This window comes from Paenibacillus lutimineralis (genome assembly GCF_003991425.1).
In the GTDB taxonomy this organism is placed as follows: Bacteria; Bacillota; Bacilli; order Paenibacillales; family Paenibacillaceae; genus Fontibacillus; species Fontibacillus lutimineralis.
In genome coordinates this window covers 794,214-813,716 of sequence record NZ_CP034346.1, presented here as the reverse complement: position 1 = coordinate 813,716, position 19,503 = coordinate 794,214, and the positions used below count along the sequence as shown (strand labels likewise).

General features: G+C 47.1%; 21 protein-coding genes and 1 riboswitch. Of the genes, 4 read left to right on the top strand and 17 right to left on the bottom strand.

Annotated features, from left to right (window positions below; translation table 11 throughout):
• Positions 1-7 precede the first annotated feature (7 nt).
• From EI981_RS03455 to EI981_RS03435, 5 genes are read right to left on the bottom strand one after another with little or no spacing between them, the layout of a single operon-like run.
• A complete protein-coding gene (locus tag EI981_RS03455) occupies positions 8-1,297 on the bottom strand; it encodes an ABC transporter permease (protein WP_126995475.1) in 1,290 nt (429 codons plus the stop codon).
• Positions 1,290-2,195, bottom strand: a complete 906-nt coding sequence (locus EI981_RS03450; protein ID WP_126995473.1) for an ABC transporter ATP-binding protein — start codon at positions 2,193-2,195, stop codon at positions 1,290-1,292. Before EI981_RS03450 ends, EI981_RS03455 begins: the two co-directional genes overlap by 8 nt.
• Before the next feature lie 56 nt (positions 2,196-2,251).
• On the bottom strand, positions 2,252-3,145 hold the full coding sequence (locus EI981_RS03445) for an ATP-binding cassette domain-containing protein (RefSeq protein WP_127004306.1): 894 nt from the start codon (positions 3,143-3,145) through the stop codon (positions 2,252-2,254).
• 8 nt (positions 3,146-3,153) lie between these two features.
• Positions 3,154-3,564 carry a GntR family transcriptional regulator gene (locus EI981_RS03440; RefSeq protein WP_126995471.1) on the bottom strand — a complete coding sequence of 137 codons (411 nt, stop codon included), beginning with the start codon at positions 3,562-3,564 and terminating at the stop codon, positions 3,154-3,156.
• 43 nt (positions 3,565-3,607) lie between these two features.
• Positions 3,608-4,342, bottom strand: coding sequence for a hypothetical protein (locus EI981_RS03435; RefSeq protein ID WP_126995469.1), 735 nt, complete (start codon positions 4,340-4,342; stop codon positions 3,608-3,610).
• Positions 4,343-4,555: 213 nt separating this feature from the next.
• Between EI981_RS03435 and EI981_RS03430 the strand changes: the two genes are divergently transcribed.
• Complete coding sequence (locus tag EI981_RS03430) at positions 4,556-4,879, top strand: antibiotic biosynthesis monooxygenase family protein (RefSeq protein ID WP_126995467.1); 324 nt, start codon at positions 4,556-4,558, stop codon at positions 4,877-4,879.
• 91 nt (positions 4,880-4,970) lie between these two features.
• Here the strand turns inward: EI981_RS03430 and EI981_RS03425 are convergent, their stop codons facing one another.
• The 8 genes from EI981_RS03425 to EI981_RS03390 form a co-directional block, all read right to left on the bottom strand.
• A complete protein-coding gene (locus EI981_RS03425; RefSeq protein WP_126995465.1) occupies positions 4,971-5,435 on the bottom strand; it encodes a DUF420 domain-containing protein in 465 nt (154 codons plus the stop codon).
• A gap of 17 nt (positions 5,436-5,452) precedes the next feature.
• The gene (ctaG, locus tag EI981_RS03420; protein ID WP_126995463.1) at positions 5,453-6,388 is read right to left on the bottom strand and encodes a cytochrome c oxidase assembly factor CtaG; all 936 of its coding nucleotides are present in this window, start codon (positions 6,386-6,388) and stop codon (positions 5,453-5,455) included.
• Positions 6,389-6,605: 217 nt separating this feature from the next.
• Entirely contained in the window at positions 6,606-6,926 is a 321-nt protein-coding gene (locus EI981_RS03415; protein ID WP_068779595.1) for a cytochrome C oxidase subunit IV family protein, read from the bottom strand.
• A 1-nt stretch (position 6,927) separates the two neighbouring features.
• Entirely contained in the window at positions 6,928-7,554 is a 627-nt protein-coding gene (locus EI981_RS03410; protein WP_126995461.1) for a cytochrome (ubi)quinol oxidase subunit III, read from the bottom strand.
• Positions 7,551-9,401: a cytochrome c oxidase subunit I gene (gene ctaD, locus EI981_RS03405; protein ID WP_127004305.1), complete on the bottom strand. Its 1,851-nt coding sequence runs from the start codon at positions 9,399-9,401 to the stop codon at positions 7,551-7,553. The genes EI981_RS03410 and ctaD overlap by 4 nt, the downstream gene beginning before the upstream one ends.
• 103 nt (positions 9,402-9,504) lie before the next feature.
• Positions 9,505-10,560: a cytochrome c oxidase subunit II gene (gene coxB / locus EI981_RS03400; RefSeq protein ID WP_126995459.1), complete on the bottom strand. Its 1,056-nt coding sequence runs from the start codon at positions 10,558-10,560 to the stop codon at positions 9,505-9,507.
• Between the two features lie 381 nt (positions 10,561-10,941).
• A complete protein-coding gene (gene map, locus EI981_RS03395) occupies positions 10,942-11,691 on the bottom strand; it encodes a type I methionyl aminopeptidase (protein WP_126995457.1) in 750 nt (249 codons plus the stop codon).
• Positions 11,692-11,878: 187 nt separating this feature from the next.
• Complete coding sequence (locus EI981_RS03390; RefSeq protein WP_068779591.1) at positions 11,879-12,067, bottom strand: hypothetical protein; 189 nt, start codon at positions 12,065-12,067, stop codon at positions 11,879-11,881.
• 551 nt (positions 12,068-12,618) lie between these two features.
• On the opposite strand from EI981_RS03390, the gene EI981_RS03385 reads away from it, so the two are divergent.
• Both EI981_RS03385 and EI981_RS03380 read left to right on the top strand, forming a co-directional pair.
• Positions 12,619-13,803, top strand: a complete 1,185-nt coding sequence (locus tag EI981_RS03385) for an MGDG synthase family glycosyltransferase (RefSeq protein WP_126995455.1) — start codon at positions 12,619-12,621, stop codon at positions 13,801-13,803.
• Between the two features lie 147 nt (positions 13,804-13,950).
• On the top strand, positions 13,951-14,289 hold the full coding sequence (locus EI981_RS03380) for a DUF4870 domain-containing protein (protein WP_126995453.1): 339 nt from the start codon (positions 13,951-13,953) through the stop codon (positions 14,287-14,289).
• Positions 14,290-14,339: 50 nt separating this feature from the next.
• Here EI981_RS03380 and EI981_RS03375 read toward each other — a convergent pair whose 3' ends face one another.
• The 4 genes from EI981_RS03375 to EI981_RS03360 form a co-directional block, all read right to left on the bottom strand.
• Complete coding sequence (locus EI981_RS03375) at positions 14,340-15,689, bottom strand: nucleobase:cation symporter-2 family protein (RefSeq protein WP_126995451.1); 1,350 nt, start codon at positions 15,687-15,689, stop codon at positions 14,340-14,342.
• 230 nt (positions 15,690-15,919) lie between these two features.
• Complete coding sequence (locus tag EI981_RS03370) at positions 15,920-16,489, bottom strand: xanthine phosphoribosyltransferase (protein ID WP_126995449.1); 570 nt, start codon at positions 16,487-16,489, stop codon at positions 15,920-15,922.
• Between the two features lie 190 nt (positions 16,490-16,679).
• Positions 16,680-16,780: riboswitch (purine riboswitch) on the bottom strand.
• A gap of 226 nt (positions 16,781-17,006) precedes the next feature.
• Positions 17,007-17,315 (bottom strand): hypothetical protein, encoded by a 309-nt coding sequence (locus EI981_RS03365; RefSeq protein ID WP_126995447.1) that lies wholly within the window; start codon positions 17,313-17,315, stop codon positions 17,007-17,009.
• A gap of 213 nt (positions 17,316-17,528) precedes the next feature.
• Positions 17,529-18,326: a zinc ribbon domain-containing protein gene (locus EI981_RS03360; protein WP_126995445.1), complete on the bottom strand. Its 798-nt coding sequence runs from the start codon at positions 18,324-18,326 to the stop codon at positions 17,529-17,531.
• A 469-nt stretch (positions 18,327-18,795) separates the two neighbouring features.
• Between EI981_RS03360 and EI981_RS03355 the strand changes: the two genes are divergently transcribed.
• Positions 18,796-19,473 carry a GTP pyrophosphokinase gene (locus EI981_RS03355; protein ID WP_227011672.1) on the top strand — a complete coding sequence of 226 codons (678 nt, stop codon included), beginning with the start codon at positions 18,796-18,798 and terminating at the stop codon, positions 19,471-19,473.
• The last annotated feature ends 30 nt before the right edge of the window (positions 19,474-19,503 follow it).

The following is a 19,503-nucleotide window of genomic DNA, read 5'->3' as shown; positions in this document are numbered from 1 at the left end:
GTTGCTCCTAAATCTTGTAAGCCTTCATCGCCTTGCGAAGCTCTTTGATTGTAGGACGCTTGCCGTAAAGCAGCACGCCCGTACGATAGATCTTCGCGGACAGCCATCCGAAGACATAAATTGCAATCAGCAACACCACAATGGAAACAATGATCTCCCAGGTCTTCGGCGTCCCCATACCGATGCGAACAATCATGCTGATCGGAGAGAAGAATGGAATGTAATTACATACCTTCATCAAGAGCGAATTCGGTGCACTCATGCTGAAGCTGCCAATATAGAACGCGGCTAGCGACAACATCGTAATCGGCATTACCGCTTGACCAAGCTCCTCTGTGCGGCTTACTAAAGAACCGACCGCAGCAAACAATGTCGCATACAGGAAATATCCCAGGATGAAATATACAAGTCCAAGAATAAGTACGGATGGGTTCAACTGCGAGAAATCAAGCTCATACCCTTCCAAGGATGCGCGATTGTGCGGAAGCGACAGATTCGCAGCTATAACTGCAGTAAAGACAAAGATCTGCAATAATCCGATTAAGAACATACCGATAATTTTACCGAACATTTGCGCCAGCGGGGACGTGCTCGTAATTAGAATCTCCATAATTCGTGAGCTCTTCTCCGCAGTTACCTCGGCCGATATCATATTCCCCGTCATCATGATCGTCATGAAGAAGAGAATAATGAGTGCATACATCACAGCGAAGTTGGCTGGCGAGAAGTCACGCTCCTTGCTGGAATCCTCTCCATTCTGAGTGCCCCCCTGTGTATCTTCTAATTTGTGAACATTAATAGATACAGGAGCATTCAGTTCTGCCACTTGGGCATCAGACAACGTGCCCTTGGTGATGAATTCTGTCTTTACACTTTGTAGGGCCGCCTGCAGTTCTGTTTGTACTCCACTGCTGATACTGTCTTTTTTGGAGACATAGTTCACTTCCGGGAAGCTCTCCGCGTTCGTCTTAACGAACTGCAGATAACCGGCGATTTTACCATCCCCCAGATCCTTGTCTAATGCTGTGTCAGCTTGCTCATACTTACTGAATCTCATGCCTGACGCCGCAAGACGGTCATGGTACTTCTCCAATGAATCTGCTAGTTCGGGGTAGTCCGAATATACGAGTCCAACTGTAACTGGGCCATTCTCATTACCCGTAAACTTATCTATGAAATAAGGAATATGAATACCAATGGTCAACAGCAGAGCCAGCACCAATGTCGTGATCAGAAATGACTTTGTTCTGACCTTATTCATAAACGTGAAGCCGATAACTGCACTAAGCTTATTCATGTACCTCACCAACCTCTCTAATAAAGATCTGATTCAATGTTGGCTCTTTAATCTCGAAATGCTCTACTTCACTCTCATCCATTGCCTTTCGTAGAATAGCTTTTGCCGCAGCTACGTCAGAGATCCGGATCGAATATCCCCGGTCCTTGCGCTCCACCTTCTCGACTCCATCGATCGATTCTAGTCCATTTACCTCACCCGTCGTATAAAGTAGAACCTCTTCGCGCGGATAACGCTTCTTAATCTCCCGCAGGTTACCTTGCAGCACCGTATTGGAGCGGTCCAGGATCGTAATATTACGGCACAATTCTTCTACATGCTCCATCCGGTGCGTAGAGAACAGAATGCTGGTTCCTTCATCGCGTAATTCATTGACCGTCGCTTTGAGCAACTCGACATTAACCGGGTCCAATCCACTAAATGCTTCATCCATAATGACAATCTTCGGTTTATGCACAACCGCGGCGATGAAGCCCATCTTCTGTTGGTTCCCTTTGGACAATTCCTCGATCCGCTTATTGTAATATTCCGGCACACCAAATCGTTCAAGCCAGTAACGAAGGCTCTTCTCGGCCTGGGATTCCGACATCCCCCGCAGCTTGGCCAAATATTTAATTTGGTCGCTCACTTTCACTTTAGGATATAGACCACGCTCTTCCGGCAAATAGCCCATGCCTCCCTGTAATTCCTTGCTGAAGGGCTTGCCATGATACAAGATGCTGCCATCATCCGGATAGATCAGTCCAAGCACCATCCGCATCGTCGTTGTCTTTCCCGCCCCGTTGGCGCCGAGTAGACCGTAGATTTCCCCAGCCTCCACTTGCAGCGAGATTTCATTAACTGCCGTCTTCTCGCCGAATTGCTTTACAACCTTCTCTAGCACTAAAGGTTTTGCCATTTTCTTTATCCCCCGCTTCGCTTATTCAAATTCGTACATCTATTACACAACAGGCATTATGCTAACAGTTCCTCTGGTTTATGCCCCTCGATCCACAAACGCAGTATCTCCTCAAGCTCAAGTGCACGTGATTTCACAACCTGTATGCCCGACGCTGCCAAATACTTATTCCAATGTTCATTATCTCGGACAGTAATCCGGGTTAGGGATGGTCCATCCGGATCGCATTTTACGACTCCCGGCATCTTGCCGAGCGCCTCCAAGTCCCCCTGCACCCATAGCTCCTTCCAGCTGCCGTACAGCGAATCCTTCTCCGCCATACCGAGGACCCGCCCTTCATCGACCAGAATGATATAGTCAGCCAACCTCTTGACCTCATCCACAATATGCGTCGATAACACAATCGTAACATCCTCGTTCTCCATGCATGCCTGCAGTTCATCGATTAAATCGCCCCAGGCGAACGGATCGAGCCCCGAAGATGGCTCATCCAGCAGCAGAAGCTTCGGCCGGGCTGCCAGCACAGCGGCGATCTCGAACTTACGCCTCTCGCCCTTGGACATCCTGTTCAATCGTTCATTACGCGGTACGCGGAACCGTTGCATCAGTTCATCAAATCGCACCCCATCCCAGCTTGGATACCAGTATGAACGGAACTCTGCTACCGCATCCGCCGTGAGATGGCTTTCCTCTGCGATCGAAACTTCCGGAACATAGCCGATCTTCTGTCTTAATGTTAGCGGCATTTCGCCGTTGAACGTCTCCCCATACCAGTGGATCGACCCTTGGTCCGGCCTGATCGTCTGCAGCATCATATTCATCATTGTGCTCTTGCCAGATCCATTGGAACCAACCAGCGCAACAATATAACCCCGTGGAATATTTAGATTGATCGGCCCGATCGAATGCCTGCGTCTCTCTTTGATTGCGCCTCTAAATTCAATCGCCATACTCTCTGTCACTCCCTATCCCTCCTGCCATCTTTATGATATTTTTGCTTCAATATCTTTAGAAACAATTGTCTCAGTTCTTCCTCTCCATACTGCACAGATATCCCTGTATCCACCGCCGTCTCGACGGCTTCCTGGACCACGGACTTCCGGTATGCATCCCGTTCCCCCGTCCCGACCTTAGCTACAAAGGTCCCCGTCCCTTGCTTCGTCCTAAGCAGGCCTTCATTCTCTAAATCCTGATACACCCGTCTGATCGTGATAACACTGCAGCTAAGACTCGCAGCCAATTCGCGAATGGATGGCAGCAACGTTCCTTCTTCAATCTGCCCGCTGACAATCAATGATTTAAGCTGCGTCTCAATTTGGTAATACAAAGGCTCTGCGCTTTGCTCATCAATTTGAATCGGAATCCACACCTTTCCTTTCACCTCCGGTCTCTATTTGTCGGCTGCCCATCTATTAGATCAAATCCCGCTTATTCAGCTTCCGCATGGTCTGGATACCCATCCAATATGCCCCTAGGGCGCCGATCAGGAGAGACCCCCACATTAGAGGTGATAACAGAGCATAGCGAGCAGAAATATCTATCGTATATTTCAGCAAATTGCCATGAAAAAGGTTAATAACAACTGAGACCACGACCATGCTCAACATCAACACGCAACTTAACCAAAAGTAAATTCTGCCTCTATTCAAAAATTCCATATAGATATACAGCCCGTTTATAAACAGAGCATATCCAATCCAAGTCAGGGCAAAAGAAATGTATTGAATGGGACTAAGACTTGTCTCTAATCCACCTAGCCAAAAAATAAAGACTATCGCTCCAAAGAAAAGGATCCCGTTAAACAGAATTGCTACCACGAGCTGAATGTACCGACTCTTCATAATTGTCCTCACAGGAATCGGAAGAGTGTGATAATACCACAGCATTTGAGTGTAGGAATCTTCCTTCAAGTAACTGAAGGATCTGCGCGAGAAGTAAAATCCGATCATTGGGATAAACACCAGCATTAAGCAATCTGCTAATGGACGAAACGCATCATCAAACTTAACAACGGAATAGAGCATAGTGCTGAACATTCCGCCGAAATATAGCATGAACAGAACATTCCAGATCAGGTAAAATCGGTCTGAACATACGTCCTTTTTGAAAATGATCCAAGCATCCTTCCAGCCTTCCAACTTCATCATCCTTCCTCGTCTCTCCCTATGTAAATAAACACTGACATTCACTGTGCTTACTGTTTATATCTTTATACACAGTATATACTGTGCTTATTCTGCACGTCAATATAAAAAATCCATTTTTTCAACTCATTGTCTAAGTAAATTGGGATGATTAATACTTGACTTTTGCGAACAAATGTTCTAAATTGAGTTATTATCGTTACTGGGGGAATATAAATGAGCGAAATGGCCCGCACGCCACAACCACCGTATTATGCAGTAATTTTCACTTCTGAACGAACAGAGGGAGACCGCGGTTATGCCGAAATGGCAGAGGAGATGGCTCGACTTGCATCCATCCAGCCCGGATTTCTGGGAGTGGAAAGCGCACGAGAGGGGCTAGGGATTACAGTGTCATATTGGGAAACTCTTGAAGCTATACAAAATTGGAAACAAAATGAGAGGCATCTTATTGCACAAAGTAAAGGGAAGTCAGAATGGTATCTCAAATACAAGACGAGAATTTGTAAGGTCGAACGAGATTACGAATATAAGCAATAGAACTCAAAAAGCCAACCATCATTTGGGTTGGCTTTTTGTATGCGCGGTTTCGCCGCATTTTAGCTATAGGCAGCAGCATTTAACTGCTAGATCAGGCGCCCAGTATTACTTCCCATACCGGCTTCGTGTGTCCGCCAGGATACATCAGATACAATAGTACATATACAGCAACACCGGTAATCGCCGTAAAGAACCAGATCACCGACGTTGTGCGTCCCCACTTACGGTGCTTAGCGTATTTCGCCTTGAATCCGAGTACTAACGTCGTAATTCCAAATACCGCCGCTACAGTTGCGAGAACAATGTGGAAGATCAAGAAGATGTGATAATATACCTTCAGATTATCCGGTCCTCCCCATGCGGTATTGCCGACAAACACCGTCCTGGACGTATAAATAATGAAAAATAGCAAGGCCGCAACCGCAGCCGCGATCATCGTCTTCTTATGCGCCTCGCGCTTCCCTTTAATAATCAGCGCCCATCCGATTGCAACCAGTATTGCACTAATTACGATGAACGCTGTACTGATCGTCGGAAATAATGTATAAATGTCCATGATCATCCTCCTGCTTGTTATATTTGTTTCAGCTCGCTTGAGGGAGCGTATTCTTCTGGCACAGGCACAATCTCTTCATCATCTTCACTGCGGTTCTCCTGCCTGTACCAATGAAAGAACACGTAGGCAAGCATCGAGGCAAAGATAATCTCCTGAATGAACTTCATCAGAATCCCACCTACCTGCTGATCGACAACGGGTTCCAGATAGCCAAAGAATTGCGGGCCGCCGAACTGGCTTAGCAGCATCGTCGTATCGCCAGGAATGCAATAGCCCATCGCCTTGGACCAGACGACCGGATCACTGTAAGTCGCATACAGAGGGTCTGTCGCAAAAATAATTAATCCGCACGCCGGAGTCAGGAGTACCATATTGAGAAAAATAAAGCCGATCTTCTTGACTCCCTTCCCCGCAGCCATATCCGGCAGTGGATCCACTAAGGTCCACCACATCAGCACTGACGCAATGAACAACACAACATAGTACAGCCGGTGCACTCCAAAATGAAGCATCACATAATCGTGAATCACGGGGATGTGATAGAAAGAGAATAGCCCATTAAATACAATCGCTGCAACGACCGGATGGGTGAAGAATTTCAGCGTACGCAGCGGGCTCCTTCTGAGCAAAGATACGATTCCACGCCATACCCAGACAGGGATACCAAGCATTAGAAGCGGCGGAGCCAGCAAATACGAAAGTGCCATGCTAATCATATGGAAGCTGAACATGATATGGCCGAGCAATTCCACCGGACCACCCTGAGCCATGTATAGCAAGGCCAGTCCAAGCAAGAATAGCAGCCTCCTGTTCAGAGATACCTTCTCCCCTTGGCCGTATTTCTCGCTAAGCGGTCCAATCAATACGAAGTATCCCGCCGTAATCAGCAGGACAAGCGCTAATACAATTGGACTCCATACCTGTGTAAATGTAAAATATTCTAATCCGAGCACACGAACCCCTCCTTCCTGGAGACCTCGATTCTGTCGATATGATGAACATTTGCACCCTTGTGCCTATCTGCAAAATTTCCACTAATACAAGTAAAAACGGTTCTCCCCCTGCCAGATGGGCGATATCCGTTTCCATTCACTATGTATGACATAAATCATACTCCCTCTATATTTATACATAAAAAGAGGGCTTGGAATCAAGCCCTCCTCATATCTATTACCACCACATCCAGTATAACGCGGCGATAATCGCCAAGCCAGCAACGAAGAATCCACCGGCCATAAACAGAATTGGAATCATATGCCCTTTGTCCTTCAGATGCATCCAGTAGCCCAGTTGTACGAGCACCTGAAGCACAGCCATCACAAGCAAGAGCAGAACGGTAAAGGCCGTATTGACTCCACCTGCTGCAACGGAAGCGAAAGCGATCAAGGTTAGAACGATGGAGAATATAAACGCAATGACATGCTTCTGCGGTCCTTCCTGGCGATGCCGATGCTTAATCGTTGTGCCGCCATTCGAATCGTGATTTGTCATGCTAACCTACCACCTTTCCAAGCAGGTATACTACGGTGAAGATAAATACCCATACGACGTCGATAAAGTGCCAATACATCGCCGACACATAAACTTTCGGAGCAGTTACCACGGTCAATCCCTTCTTGTATAGCTGGCCGATGATGACTGAAATCCATAAAATCCCGAACAAGACGTGCGCGCCGTGGAATCCGACTAGAGTATAGAAGGCAGAACTAAACGCGCTTGTCGTCATGCTATATCCTTCATGCATGTATTCCGTAAATTCATAGATTTCCAGCACCAGGAACGCCAGGCCAAGCAATACAGTAATACCCAGCCACTTCGCCAATGAACTGCGATTGCCACGGTGCAGCGCCTGAACTGCGAATACGCTAGTCAAGCTGCTTACTAACAGGATGAAGGTCGCCGCTGCTGTGATCGGCAGACTGAACAATTCACTAGCAGACGGACCGTCTGCCACTTGATTTCTAAGTGTTAAGAAGGTTGCGAACAGCGTGCCGAACAATACAGCCTCCCCACCAAGGAAGAGCCAGAAGCCGAGCACTTTATTGCGACCTTCCAGCGTAGCTTTCTCTGGTTCATGGGGAAGGACGTTCGTCGCTTGCTCTGCGTGAGGTGTCGTCATGCTTTTACCCCCTTCTCATTCAATTCAGACGGTTCGATATGCCAGCCATGATCGTCATACAGCGAGCGGACCAGCATACTTCCAAATGTAATCGCCAGGCCGATACCTGTAACGATATAGTTGCTAAAGATGAAGTTCATGAAGCTGTTGCCGAAGTCATCGCTCGTGAACATAAATCCAAGGCCAGCGATGAATAGACCCACTGACATAATAAACGGAAGAATCGTCGGCGACGGCATGTGGATCGAACCGACCGGTTCAGCCGGAGTCATCTCCTTATTGCCTGCCATCTTCTCTTTCCAAAATGCATCAAGTCCACGAACAAGCGGGATTTGCTTGAAGTTGTACTCTGGAGGTGGGGAAGGCATTGTCCATTCCAGTGTACGTCCATCTTCCCAAGGATCATTCGAGGCATTTCTTGGCTTAGCAGCAGTAATTCCGATATTGATCAGGAATACGATTACCCCAACCCCCATCAAGAATGCGCCAATCGTACTGATCAGGTTCATGAGATCAAAGCCTTGGTTCGGCAAATATGTAAATACACGACGCTGCATACCGATCAACCCAAGGAAATGCTGTACGAAGAAGGTCATATGGAAGCCGATAATGAATGTCCAGAATTCCAGCTTGCCCAGCTTCTCGCTAAGCATCCGGCCGAACATCTTAGGCCACCAATAGTGAAGACCCGCGAATAAACCCAGTACGAGACCACCTACGATTACGTAGTGGAAGTGTGCAACGACAAAGTAAGTATCATGATATTGATAGTCCGCCGGAGCCGAAGCCAACATCACGCCGGTAACTCCCCCCATAACGAAGGTCGGGATGAAGCCAACAGCGAACAGATTTGGTGTCGTAAAACGGATTTGACCGCCCCACATCGTGAATAGCCAATTGAAAATCTTGATTCCCGTCGGAACCGCGATCAACATCGTCGCGATGGAGAACAATGCGTTGGCCACTGGGCCAAGTCCGGTCGTGAACATATGGTGAGCCCAGACCATGAAGCCGAGGAAGGCGATCAGGATCGTAGCGAACACCATCGAGCTGTAACCGAACAGACGCTTGCGCGAGAATGTGCTTACCACCTCGGATATCATACCGAAGGCCGGAAGAATTAGAATATATACTTCAGGGTGTCCGAAGATCCAGAAGATATGCTGCCAGAGTACTGGGTTGCCCCCAGCGCTGACATTGAAGAAATTCGCTCCCAGAATTCGATCGAACGTTAACAGTACAAGACCAACCGTAACGGCCGGGAATGCGAACAGAATCATTGCCGAAGTGACGAACGACGTCCACGTGAACATCGGCATCCGCATATATGACATGCCTGGCGCACGCATGGTAATGATCGTAGCCAGGAAGTTGATACCCCCGATCAATGTACCCAGACCAGCAATCTGCAGGCCGATCGTATAGAAATCGACGCCATGCGTCAAGCTGTATTCGGTCGATGACAGCGGAGTATAAGCCGTCCAGCCCGCATCAGGAGCCCCTCCTATAAACCAGCTGAGATTAAGCAGCAAGCCGCCGAACAGGAACGTCCAGAAGCCAAGCGAATTCAAGAACGGGAACGCTACGTCACGTGCGCCGATCTGCAGCGGAATCACCGCGTTCATCAGTGCGAAAATGACAGGCATTACCCCGAGGAAAATCATCGTCGTGCCGTGCATCGTAATCAATTCATTGAACTGCTGCGCCGTTACGAAATCATTCATCGGTTTCGCCAGCTGAACGCGAATCAACAGCGCTTCAATCCCGCCGATACCAAAGAACAGAGCACCAGCGACCAAATACAGAATAGCGATCTTCTTGTGATCGACTGTAGTCAGCCAGTCCATCAATCCCTTGTGCCGCTTAACAGTATGAGCGTGAGCCAAGGTTTGTACCCCCTTTAAGTTCCTTTGCCTTAGAATTGCCGTTCATGCCAGAAGTGGCATCGGATCAGTAAGATAATTTATAGTCAGCTAGGTACTGGGCGATCGCTTCGATCTGATCATCCGTCAGCCCTAAATCTTTAGGTGCCGGCATTTTATTGCCTGGCTTCACCGCTTGTGGATCCTCCAGCCATTCGACCAAATTATCCTTGACCGGTTTGCGGTCCCCCGGTTTACCCGAGGCCCCTTCATTCAGCAATATACTAGCCACGCTCTCCCTGCTGCCGATACCCGTTAAGTTCGGTGCCGCCGGCCCTCCTTGATCGCCAACCGCATGACAGGTCAAACATTGACTCTTGAACACTTCTGCAACAGCCGGATCCTCCGGCAGCACGGCAGGAGCCTTCATCGCTTCGATCCACTTCTTGAACGATTCGTCGCTAACCGCTTTCACCTTGAACTCCATAAAAGCGTGGGATGGACCGCAGAGTTCGGCGCATTTTCCGAGATACACGCCTTCCTTAGAGGCTTCCAACCAGGCTTTGTTAACCGTTCCGTCTGTATTGGTATCCGTCTTGCCCGCCAGAGATGGGACCCAGAAGGAGTGCAGTACATCAGCCGTGCGCAGTTGCAAAGCAATCTTCTTGCCAGTCGGAATAATCAGATCCTGTGCCGTCGTCACACCATAATCCGGATAGGAGAATTCCCACCAGAATAGATGCGATGTCACATTGACCTTAACTGCATTCTTATCCTTAGAATAATCTTCGCCAAAGGCAAAGACCTTCTGAACCGTAGGCACCGCCAGGATCAATACAAGCACCAAAGGGATGGCCGTCCACAGAACCTCCAGCTTAAAGCTCCCTTCTACCTGCTTAGGTACTTCATTCTGTCCCGGCTTACGACGGAATCGAATCAGAACATAGGCGGCTATTCCGAACACGACGATCATAACCCCGACCATGATGGAAATCGCCAGCTTAATCAGCCCGAACTGTCCTTCCGCTACAGGCCCCTGCGGTCTAAGCGCAGACAAGTCCTCGCGTCCGCACGCGGAGAGCAGGAGCGAAATGCCGAGGAACAGGGGGACAAGCCGTTTAAAAGCCTTTCCAGGTTTCATCATTTTGATCTACCCCACTTTACGTTTTCTCCCGATATGTACGAGTACAAAGATGTTGCATTTCCAGTAAACAAGACACGACTTTTAGCACAATAGATGCACTCTTGTCAATTATAACAATCACCTATTAAATATATGATTGAACCCATCTTTTGTCAATGAATCATAGTCAGTTCACAAAATGTTCAAATATCCGGAAAAGTGCATTGTATCAATGTTTGTCAACGTTTCCAAACCAAAAAACAGGCCCTAAAGGCCTGTCTATTTGATCCCAACTCGCGCTCCATTCCAGCGTTTGACGCAATTCTGCCATTTTTGACATTTCGTTTAACATTATTTGAACATTGTATTAAAAAAGAGAGCTGAGCTCTCTTTTCCTCAAATTTATTTTGTTAAAATGACCGGTCCATCTTCCAGAACTGCCAAAGTATGCTCAAAATGTGCACCTAGAGTTCCATCCGCTGACCGGATCGTCCAGCCGTCATTATCCCACAGTACCGCTCCTGTATCTCCAAGCGTAAAGATCGGCTCGATTGTGAATACCATCCCGGCCTTAATAATCATGCCGCTATGCGCACGTCCAAAGTTCGGCACGTCTGGTGCTTCATGCATCTTCCGTCCAATCCCATGGCCGATCAGTGCCTTCACTATCCCCATATTCGCTTCTTCCGCACAGCGTCCAACCGCATAGCCGATATCTCCGATACGATTCCCTGGCACGGCCTGGGCAATTCCGGCATAGAGAGCCTGCTCGGTGACTTCCATCAGTCGCTTGGCCTCGCTGCTAATCTTGCTAACTGGGTAGGTCCAGGCCGAATCGGCCAGCCAACCCTTCTTGTTCACGACGAGGTCGATCGTCACGATGTCCCCTTCGCGCAGCTCCTTGTTGTTCGGGAAGCCGTGGCATACCACTTCATTAACCGATGCACAGGTGGCAAAAGGGAATCCCCGATAGCCCTTCTGCTCCGGAGTAGCCCCCCTATCGGCCAAATATTTCTCCACAAAAGCATCAATCTCCAATGTTGTAATTCCGGGAGCAATGAATTCAGAAATTCTTTTATGACAATCAGCCAGAATCTCTCCTGCTTCCTTGATCCTTGCAATTTCCTCCTTCGATTTCAAGCCCACCTTCACGTCAAGGCACTTCCTTTCTGCCAAATAAATTATTGAGTATTTGCATAGAAGCTCGAGGCTCTATACTTGTTATTGTATTTATATGTTTCGGAACAGAAGAAAAAAACGTCCCGGCTATTATCCGCCAGGACGATTATATTCAGGAGTTCCTGATTAAACACGTTATAGTCCTTCCTGATATGTAATATCAGGAAACCGACGAATCCAATTTATCCAACTCATTCTCAACAATAAGAGTTAGTTCTTCCTCATAGCCCCCCATTATCCGATACTTCCTGACATATTCCTTCACGAACTTCTTCGGATCCTTCGGCTTGAATATCCGGGTCATCTCCCGCAAGCTTTCCTTCACTTCATTATGACCTTTTGTAGCCATACTAATTCCCTCCCAGAACGCTTGAAATAAATGCCCCGATCATGAGAACTCTAAAAGCACGGTTGTAAAATCATGAAGTTATAAAGATTCTTTGCTCCCACCTTTTCGTAAGACACTATGATTAGTGTGCCCCAATGAGACTCTCGTTAGATCAAGAACAGTGGAAAAAGCGTCTTGCAGTATACGTCAGTATCAACGCGGTGCAATGATTTGGAAAAAACCTCCTATCTATTCTATTGTAACATATTCAGCTTCATGTTTCAGCTTTCTTCCTAATACCTATTTTTAGTGTAAGTTCAAAAATTTCGGTTTCAGCACGAAGGCCGGTGCATCCAGGTGCACTCCTTCATAACGTCCCAGTTAAATACAGCTAGGGCATTCTCTTTTTTGTGGATCACTCATTTATTTTACAATTATAGGTTAATATAAAGTAAGCCCCTTGTTAAGATATACTCAGGCCCGGCATATTATTAGTGCGTGTTCAAAAAGGCCTGTCTTCAGCACAACAACCTCTATTAACATGCCAATCTTGGATCGGAGGAAACTAACCCATGAGCTCAAGAATGCCTAGAATCATCATTCTCTTTGCCAGCTATGGCGACGGGCATTATCGCGCCTCTCAAGCAATTGAGGCCTGCTTGCAGGCCAAGGGGATCAGCGAGGTCATCCTGCTGGATCTGATGGCCAAGTCCCACCCCTTGTTGAATGAGTTCACCAAATTCGTCTATATGCACAGCTATAAGTCATTATCCTCTGTATATGGCTGGCTGTATAACTCCACCAAGGAATTGCAGCCCGGAGACCCGCTCCATTCCTTACTCCACTCCTTGGGAATCCGCAAGCTGCACCAGATCATCGAACAATTTGAACCTGATATCGTTATCCATACCTTCCCTCAGCTTACTATGCCTAGACTGCTCAAGAAGACCGGAAAATCTATCCCGCTAATCAACATTATTACCGATTTCGACCTGCACGGCCGCTGGATTCATCCCGATGTCGATCGTTACTACGTAGCTACAGACGATCTGAAGCTGCAGATCGAATCCCGTGGCATTCCCGCTGAACATATCCAGGTGACGGGCATCCCGATCCGTTCCAGCTTCTCCGAGGACATGCAGCATTCATCGCTTCCGGGTTTATTTGACACCGCCCACACCACGGAAGATACAGGTTATCTCAATTCCGGTAAAAAAACCGTTCTGCTTATGGCCGGCGCTTACGGGGTTATGCAGGATATTCTTAATATCTGCGAACGGCTCCTCCATGAAGAGAACATTCAGGTTATCGTGGTATGTGGTCGCAATACGGGTTTGAATAACGGGCTTAGAGCAGCTATGGGCCGTCATCCAGATTTATATATATATGGCTATGTCACTCATGTCGCCACACTGATGAGAGCAAGCGACTGTATCGTGACCAAGCCTGGAGGTTTGACGCTTGCCGAAGCGTTGGAATGCTGCCTGCCGATGTTTCTGTACCGCCCGGTGCCCGGTCAGGAGCTCAACAACGCCAAGTATCTTCAAGAGAAAGGGATTGCGTGCATTACGAACAGTCACAGACAACTCACTGAAAAGATTCTCTCCCTGCTGCATGATGAGGATCAGCTGTCTCTTGTCCGACGTAAAATAAATGAGCTCCGCAAGCCAAAGGCTGCAGAGCTCATCGTAGACGATATATTAAATTTCTGGCACGAGATAACCACCCGTCAGGGGGAATACTCTGTCATTTTGTAGTCGCTCGTCCGAATCAAGGTTCTGTCCACCCAAGGCTCGTCATACATTTTATTGAGACAGGGACAGTCAGGTCGAGAATGATTCCGAAGCATTTTACGATCAGCGCCTCACTTCCCTGCAAGCTCTTGGGAAGGAAGGTGCTTTTCTATGTCCCCGTTCAAATCATCTACCGGACTTTACGAGAACATAGCCGGGTTTCTCTGTTATTTATTCGCTTTTGTCGGCGGCGTTGTATTTCTCGTCATCGAGCGTAGAAGCAGATTCGTGCTCTTCCACGCGCTGCAATCGGTTATGCTCTTCGCAGGAATCATGATTGCCCATGCCGTAACCGGATTTATCCCATTTATCGGACTAGTCGTAAATATGCTTCTGACACTACTCGGCGTCTTTCTGTGGATCATCCTGATGTTCACTGCTCTGCAAGGAAAATGGCTTAAGCTCCCCTGGATCGGCGAGCTCGCAGAGCGCCAGCTGAACCGGATGTAGAACCCGCCTGTTCTCTCATAGCTATATTGATTAGGTGGTTAAGCCTGTAACTAGTTAGTCTCTGCTTCTGTCTCGCTAGCGGCTGTCTTCGGTCTATGTCCGTTCAGCCCATTAAAGAGCAAATTCATAATAATCGCTGTCACACTACCAGCAACAATACCGTTATCAACCAGAATACGCAGCCAAGCTGGAAGACTCTCAAAAAGACCAGGTACTACGCTGACACCAAGGCCCATGCCTACCGAGCATGCGATGATCAGCAAGTTCTCATGCCGATTCAGATCAACTTGATCACCCAGCATGCGGATACCCGAGGAGAGCACCATGCCGAACAGGGCGATCATTGCTCCACCCAGTACCGAACTCGGTACAAGCTGCGTTAGAGCCGCGATCTTCGGCACGAAGCCGAGTAGAATCAGAAGGCCTCCGGCTACCACAATGACATCACGCGTCTTAACTCGGCTCATCTGGATCAGGCCAACGTTCTGCGAATAGGTGGTATACGGGAAGGAATTAAATATACCACCAAGCATAATCGCTAAGCCTTCTGCGCGGTAGCCTTTGGTCAGATCCTCGGATTTGATGTCCTTGTCCACGATTTTGCCCAAAGCCATGAACACCCCTGTTGATTCAGCAACACTGACGATGGATACCAGGATCATGGTAAGAATGGCCGAGACATGGAAAGTTGGACGCCCAAAATAGAAAGGCTGTACCATATGGAACCAGCTTGCTTCTTTAAGCGGTGTATAATCGACCGCTCCGAACAATCCAGCGATTATGGTACCGGCAATCAAGCCGACCAATACGGAGATGGAACGCAGGAAACCTGTTGTAAATCGATTCAGCAGAATAATAAAGATAAATACTCCGAAACCGAGGCCCAGGTTAAGTGGACTACCGAAATCGGGGCTTGCCGCATTTCCCCCACCCAGGTCGGTAAGAGCAACCGGTATCAAGGTGACTCCGATAATGGTCACAACCGACCCGGTTACGACCGGAGGGAAGAACGCAATCAGCTTGCCGAATAAGCCGGAGAATAGGAATATGAATAGGCCTGAGGCAATGATCGCGCCATAGATAGCCGATACGCCCAAGCCATCACTTTGCCCGATCGCGATCATCGGCGACACAGCCTGAAAAGCACAACCGAGCATTACTGGTAATCCAATGCCAAAGAAGCGATTGCCCCATACCTGCAGCAATGTCGCTACACCACAAGCCAGCAAATCAATACAAATCAGGTAAGTTAATTGTTCATGACTAAATTCCAGGGCCCCGCCTACAATTAACGGTACGAGAACCGCTCCAGCGTACATAGCCAATACATGCTGAATCCCCAAAGAAAACGTCTTGAAAGGATGTCTGTTCCTTTGAAAAATGCGTTCGTGGTGTTCCATGATTTTAACTAGTTCCTCCCCAGGCTCAACTTATAGAAGTAGTTCAAAAAGTCCGTTTTTGATAACGAATAAATTCTATATCTAACACGAAGTGAATCAAGAAGTAATTCGGCATCGAATCTTGAATTCACCGGGGCCTTCTCGGTGCTGAAAACCAAACTTTTTGAATACTCATTTGTATTTGTAGGTATATATAATCGCTGCTTCTTATCAGACAGCAGAACTAGTCCTTAGACGAAAGTTACCGTTCCGTTGTCAAGCGAAGCAATACGCACCAACGAATCAACACGATATCCTGCTTCCTCAAGCAATCTAGCCCCTGGCTGGAATGACTTCTCAATGACAATGCCGATGCCAACTACACTGGCTCCCGCCTGCTCAACAACACGCGCCAAGCCGAAAGCAGCCTCACCGTTAGCAAGGAAATCGTCGATGATGAGCACACGGTCATCCTTGTTCAGGAATTTCTTAGATACCGTGATCTCATTCGTCTCACGCTTCGTGAAGGAATATACTTTCTCCACCAGAATATCGTCTCTAAGTGTCAGCGATTTATGCTTGCGAGCGAAGATCATCGGAACATCCAGTTCCAGCGCCGTCATAATGGCCGGAGCAATGCCTGATGATTCGATCGTAAGCACCTTCGTAATCTTCTCCCCCGCATATAGACGGGCAAATTCCGCGCCAACCTCTCTCATCAACACCGGGTCCATCTGGTGGTTCAAGAAGGAGTCTACCTTCAACACCTGATCACTCAATACGATTCCTTCGGTCATCACTTTTTCTTTTAGCAGCTTCATAGAACTTATCCCCCTTATAAGTGTTAAATAACTTGCGATGTAGAATTTCATCAACATAGCTAGATTGCCGATAAATTCTATATCAATAAATAAAAAGAGAGCTCACTCCCCAACAGGAAAATGAACCCACTAAGAAAACGCCCTGACACCGAAAAGAATTTTGTCTGAGCCTCGCTCTCTGACAAAATCCGGTATAGAGCCCTTCTCCCGTAGTCCGATCATTTCCGGTGATCAGGTAGAGACATGCAGGCCGATCCCTGCACATATACGAGAAAATCTATGAAAAAACGACATTATACACAATGTTTGAAGTATAACGCAAACTATGCGAGGAAATAAAGAGGTATTTCGTGCCTTTCGTGAATCTTTTTCAAATTTCTGCAATTTTCACGTTGATTTTCAATTCGTCAGGCATTCCCGTTCAAAAAGTTTGGTTATCCGCACCGAAGCTTACGCTTCTGATGTGCGTCTTTTCAAAACGCTTCAGTTGGATGAAGCGGACTTTTTGAACTTCTTCTTAAATAGGTCTGAAATCTTGCGGCATCAGATTACTAAGCAAACTTCTAAGCTCGCTATCCTCTTTATAGGTCTTCTCTCCTGTATCCAACTCACGCACCCGAATCCAATCATAATCGCTGCTGGACTCGGTCGGAACAAATATCATTTTATCGCGGTCATCCATCTTAAGCTTGTACCCCATATCCTCAAACATCTGCAGCAGATCTCTCTCCGTAGGAATCTTTCTATCTTCCTGAAGGAAAATCAATCCTCTCAGAGGCTTAATGCCATCCTTGTGATGTACGTCAAAATGAACAATGCATTCCATGAAACTCATCTCCCTAATTTACTCTTGTTTTTCAGCATTCCCTTGTCCATCAGGCGCCATTCACTCATAGAAAAAGGCACGAGGTATGGCCAGGGTTTCCCGACCATTCCGTGCCCTAAGGAAAAACCTTTGCCTTACTACTTACTACGTGGGATTCACCTACTCGCAAGGCATTATTTATTACAACTTAGTGACATTCCTTGCTTCCTTGATTTAAATTTGTTCTGATCTGCAATGCGGACACCACTTCGTTCCTTTGACAAGCACCGAAGAGCATATTTGACACTTTACCGACTGCACCTCTGGATCGGAATCGGATTTCTTCGAGTAGATCTCAGCAGAAGCTGATTTGTCTGGAATGGACGAGTCTGTATAGCTCTTATCGGCATACGAATTATCCTCATCCGGTTTACCAACGTTCTCCTTCCAGGTACGAATCCGGCGATCCAATTCTTCCTGACGCTCCCGTTCGCGCTCCAGCTGCTGCTTGTGGCGCTCATCGAGCTCATCGCTATCTTTTTCCTGCTCAAGAACGGACTTCAAAGGCGAGTCCTCGAGCATCTGCGGCGTATAGATCATCGTCTCATCCGAGACCGCGCTCTCCTCAGCTTGAAGATCCTTCAGTCCACCTGTGGAGCGATCCGCAATCTGGCTGCTCTTCTCTAGCTTGCTCCCGCAATAAGGGCAGAACAGCGCATCTTGAGCGATGCTTTTGCCACACGAACTGCATAGCCGTTCATTCTTCAGCTCAGCGATCTTGAGACGGATTTCGTCCCGTTCTTCAACTAGCAGCTCGCAAGTCTTAGCCAATTCCAGCATCTCTTTCTCAGCCGCTGACATATCCTTAAGACGATATCCTTCGTAGAAGACCTCACCCATTTTTTGATAATACAGTCCCATTTCACGTTCAATATTTGAAATTTGTGTATTCAAACGTCCGATCTCTACAACATTTTGTGCCCGATCGGACATCTTCCCAGCACTATCCTTTATTTTCCTGAAGAAATTCATAATTTCATTCCCTCCCTACACTACTTTCAGAAGCACTAAGCTGCCCATTAATTATGAAAACATCATAACAGATTTTTCTCCGCTGTGAAAACTGTACCTAAGTCTTGTTTTGATTTTGACAAGTTATTCAAGTTACAATAAAAGTAAGTCTGGGCTACATGTGTCATTGTTCCAGCACCAAGTCAATACAATCGATATATTATAGATAAGCCTGACTTAAAGAGGTTGTTCAAAAAGTCCTCTTTTGATAAGACGCTCCTCATGCCCTAGCTTCATTCAACTGAAGCGTTTTGAAAAAACGCACATCGGATGCATAAGCTTCGGTGCTGAAAACCGACCTTTTTGAACACGAACTTAAGAAAGAACGAGGAATAAGCAAGAGAATTCAAAAATATAGGAGTAGATTACCCTGAACAAGCCTAACAGTAAAGATAATCAAAGTGTCCTGCAGAAGTTTAACCTGAAGGAATTGTATTGGGAAATCGACGAGAATGATCTGCGTAAATTCGAGGAATGGAAGAAGCTCCCTATACTTTATCAGCTTGCACTAGATGAATTGAAGAACAAGATCAAGCTTATTCAGACCGAATGGAAAATCGAGAACGGATACAGCCCGATCGAGCATATAAAAACACGTATTAAAGAGCCTAAGAGCATCATGAACAAGCTGCAGCGCAAAGGATATGACATTACAGTCGACAACATCGTGAACCAAATTCATGATATTGCTGGCATGCGTATCGTCTTCTCCTTCGTCCAGGACATTTACAGTCTGCTGGAGCACCTCAAGCAAAGGGAAGATATATCGATTCTGGAGATTAAAGATTATATTGAACATCCTAAACCAAATGGCTACCAGAGCCTGCATCTGATCGTGGCCGTACCGCTTACTCTCCTGGAGGGACAGCGCTGGATGAAGGTCGAGATTCAGATGCGTACGCTCGCTATGGATTTCTGGGCCAGCATGGAGCATATTCTCTACTACAAATATGAGAAGCAGGTTCCTTATCATGTTGTAGAAGAGCTTACTGAGGCAGCCAAAGCCGCTGACGCCCTAGACAAGAAAATGTGCGGACTGCGCAAAGAAATCATGGGCAGCTCCAGCTCCGAACCGGATCATTCGAATCACCCTAAGCTTCTGACATAAGATTCAAAAACCATTTCGTTAGCTCGGCAT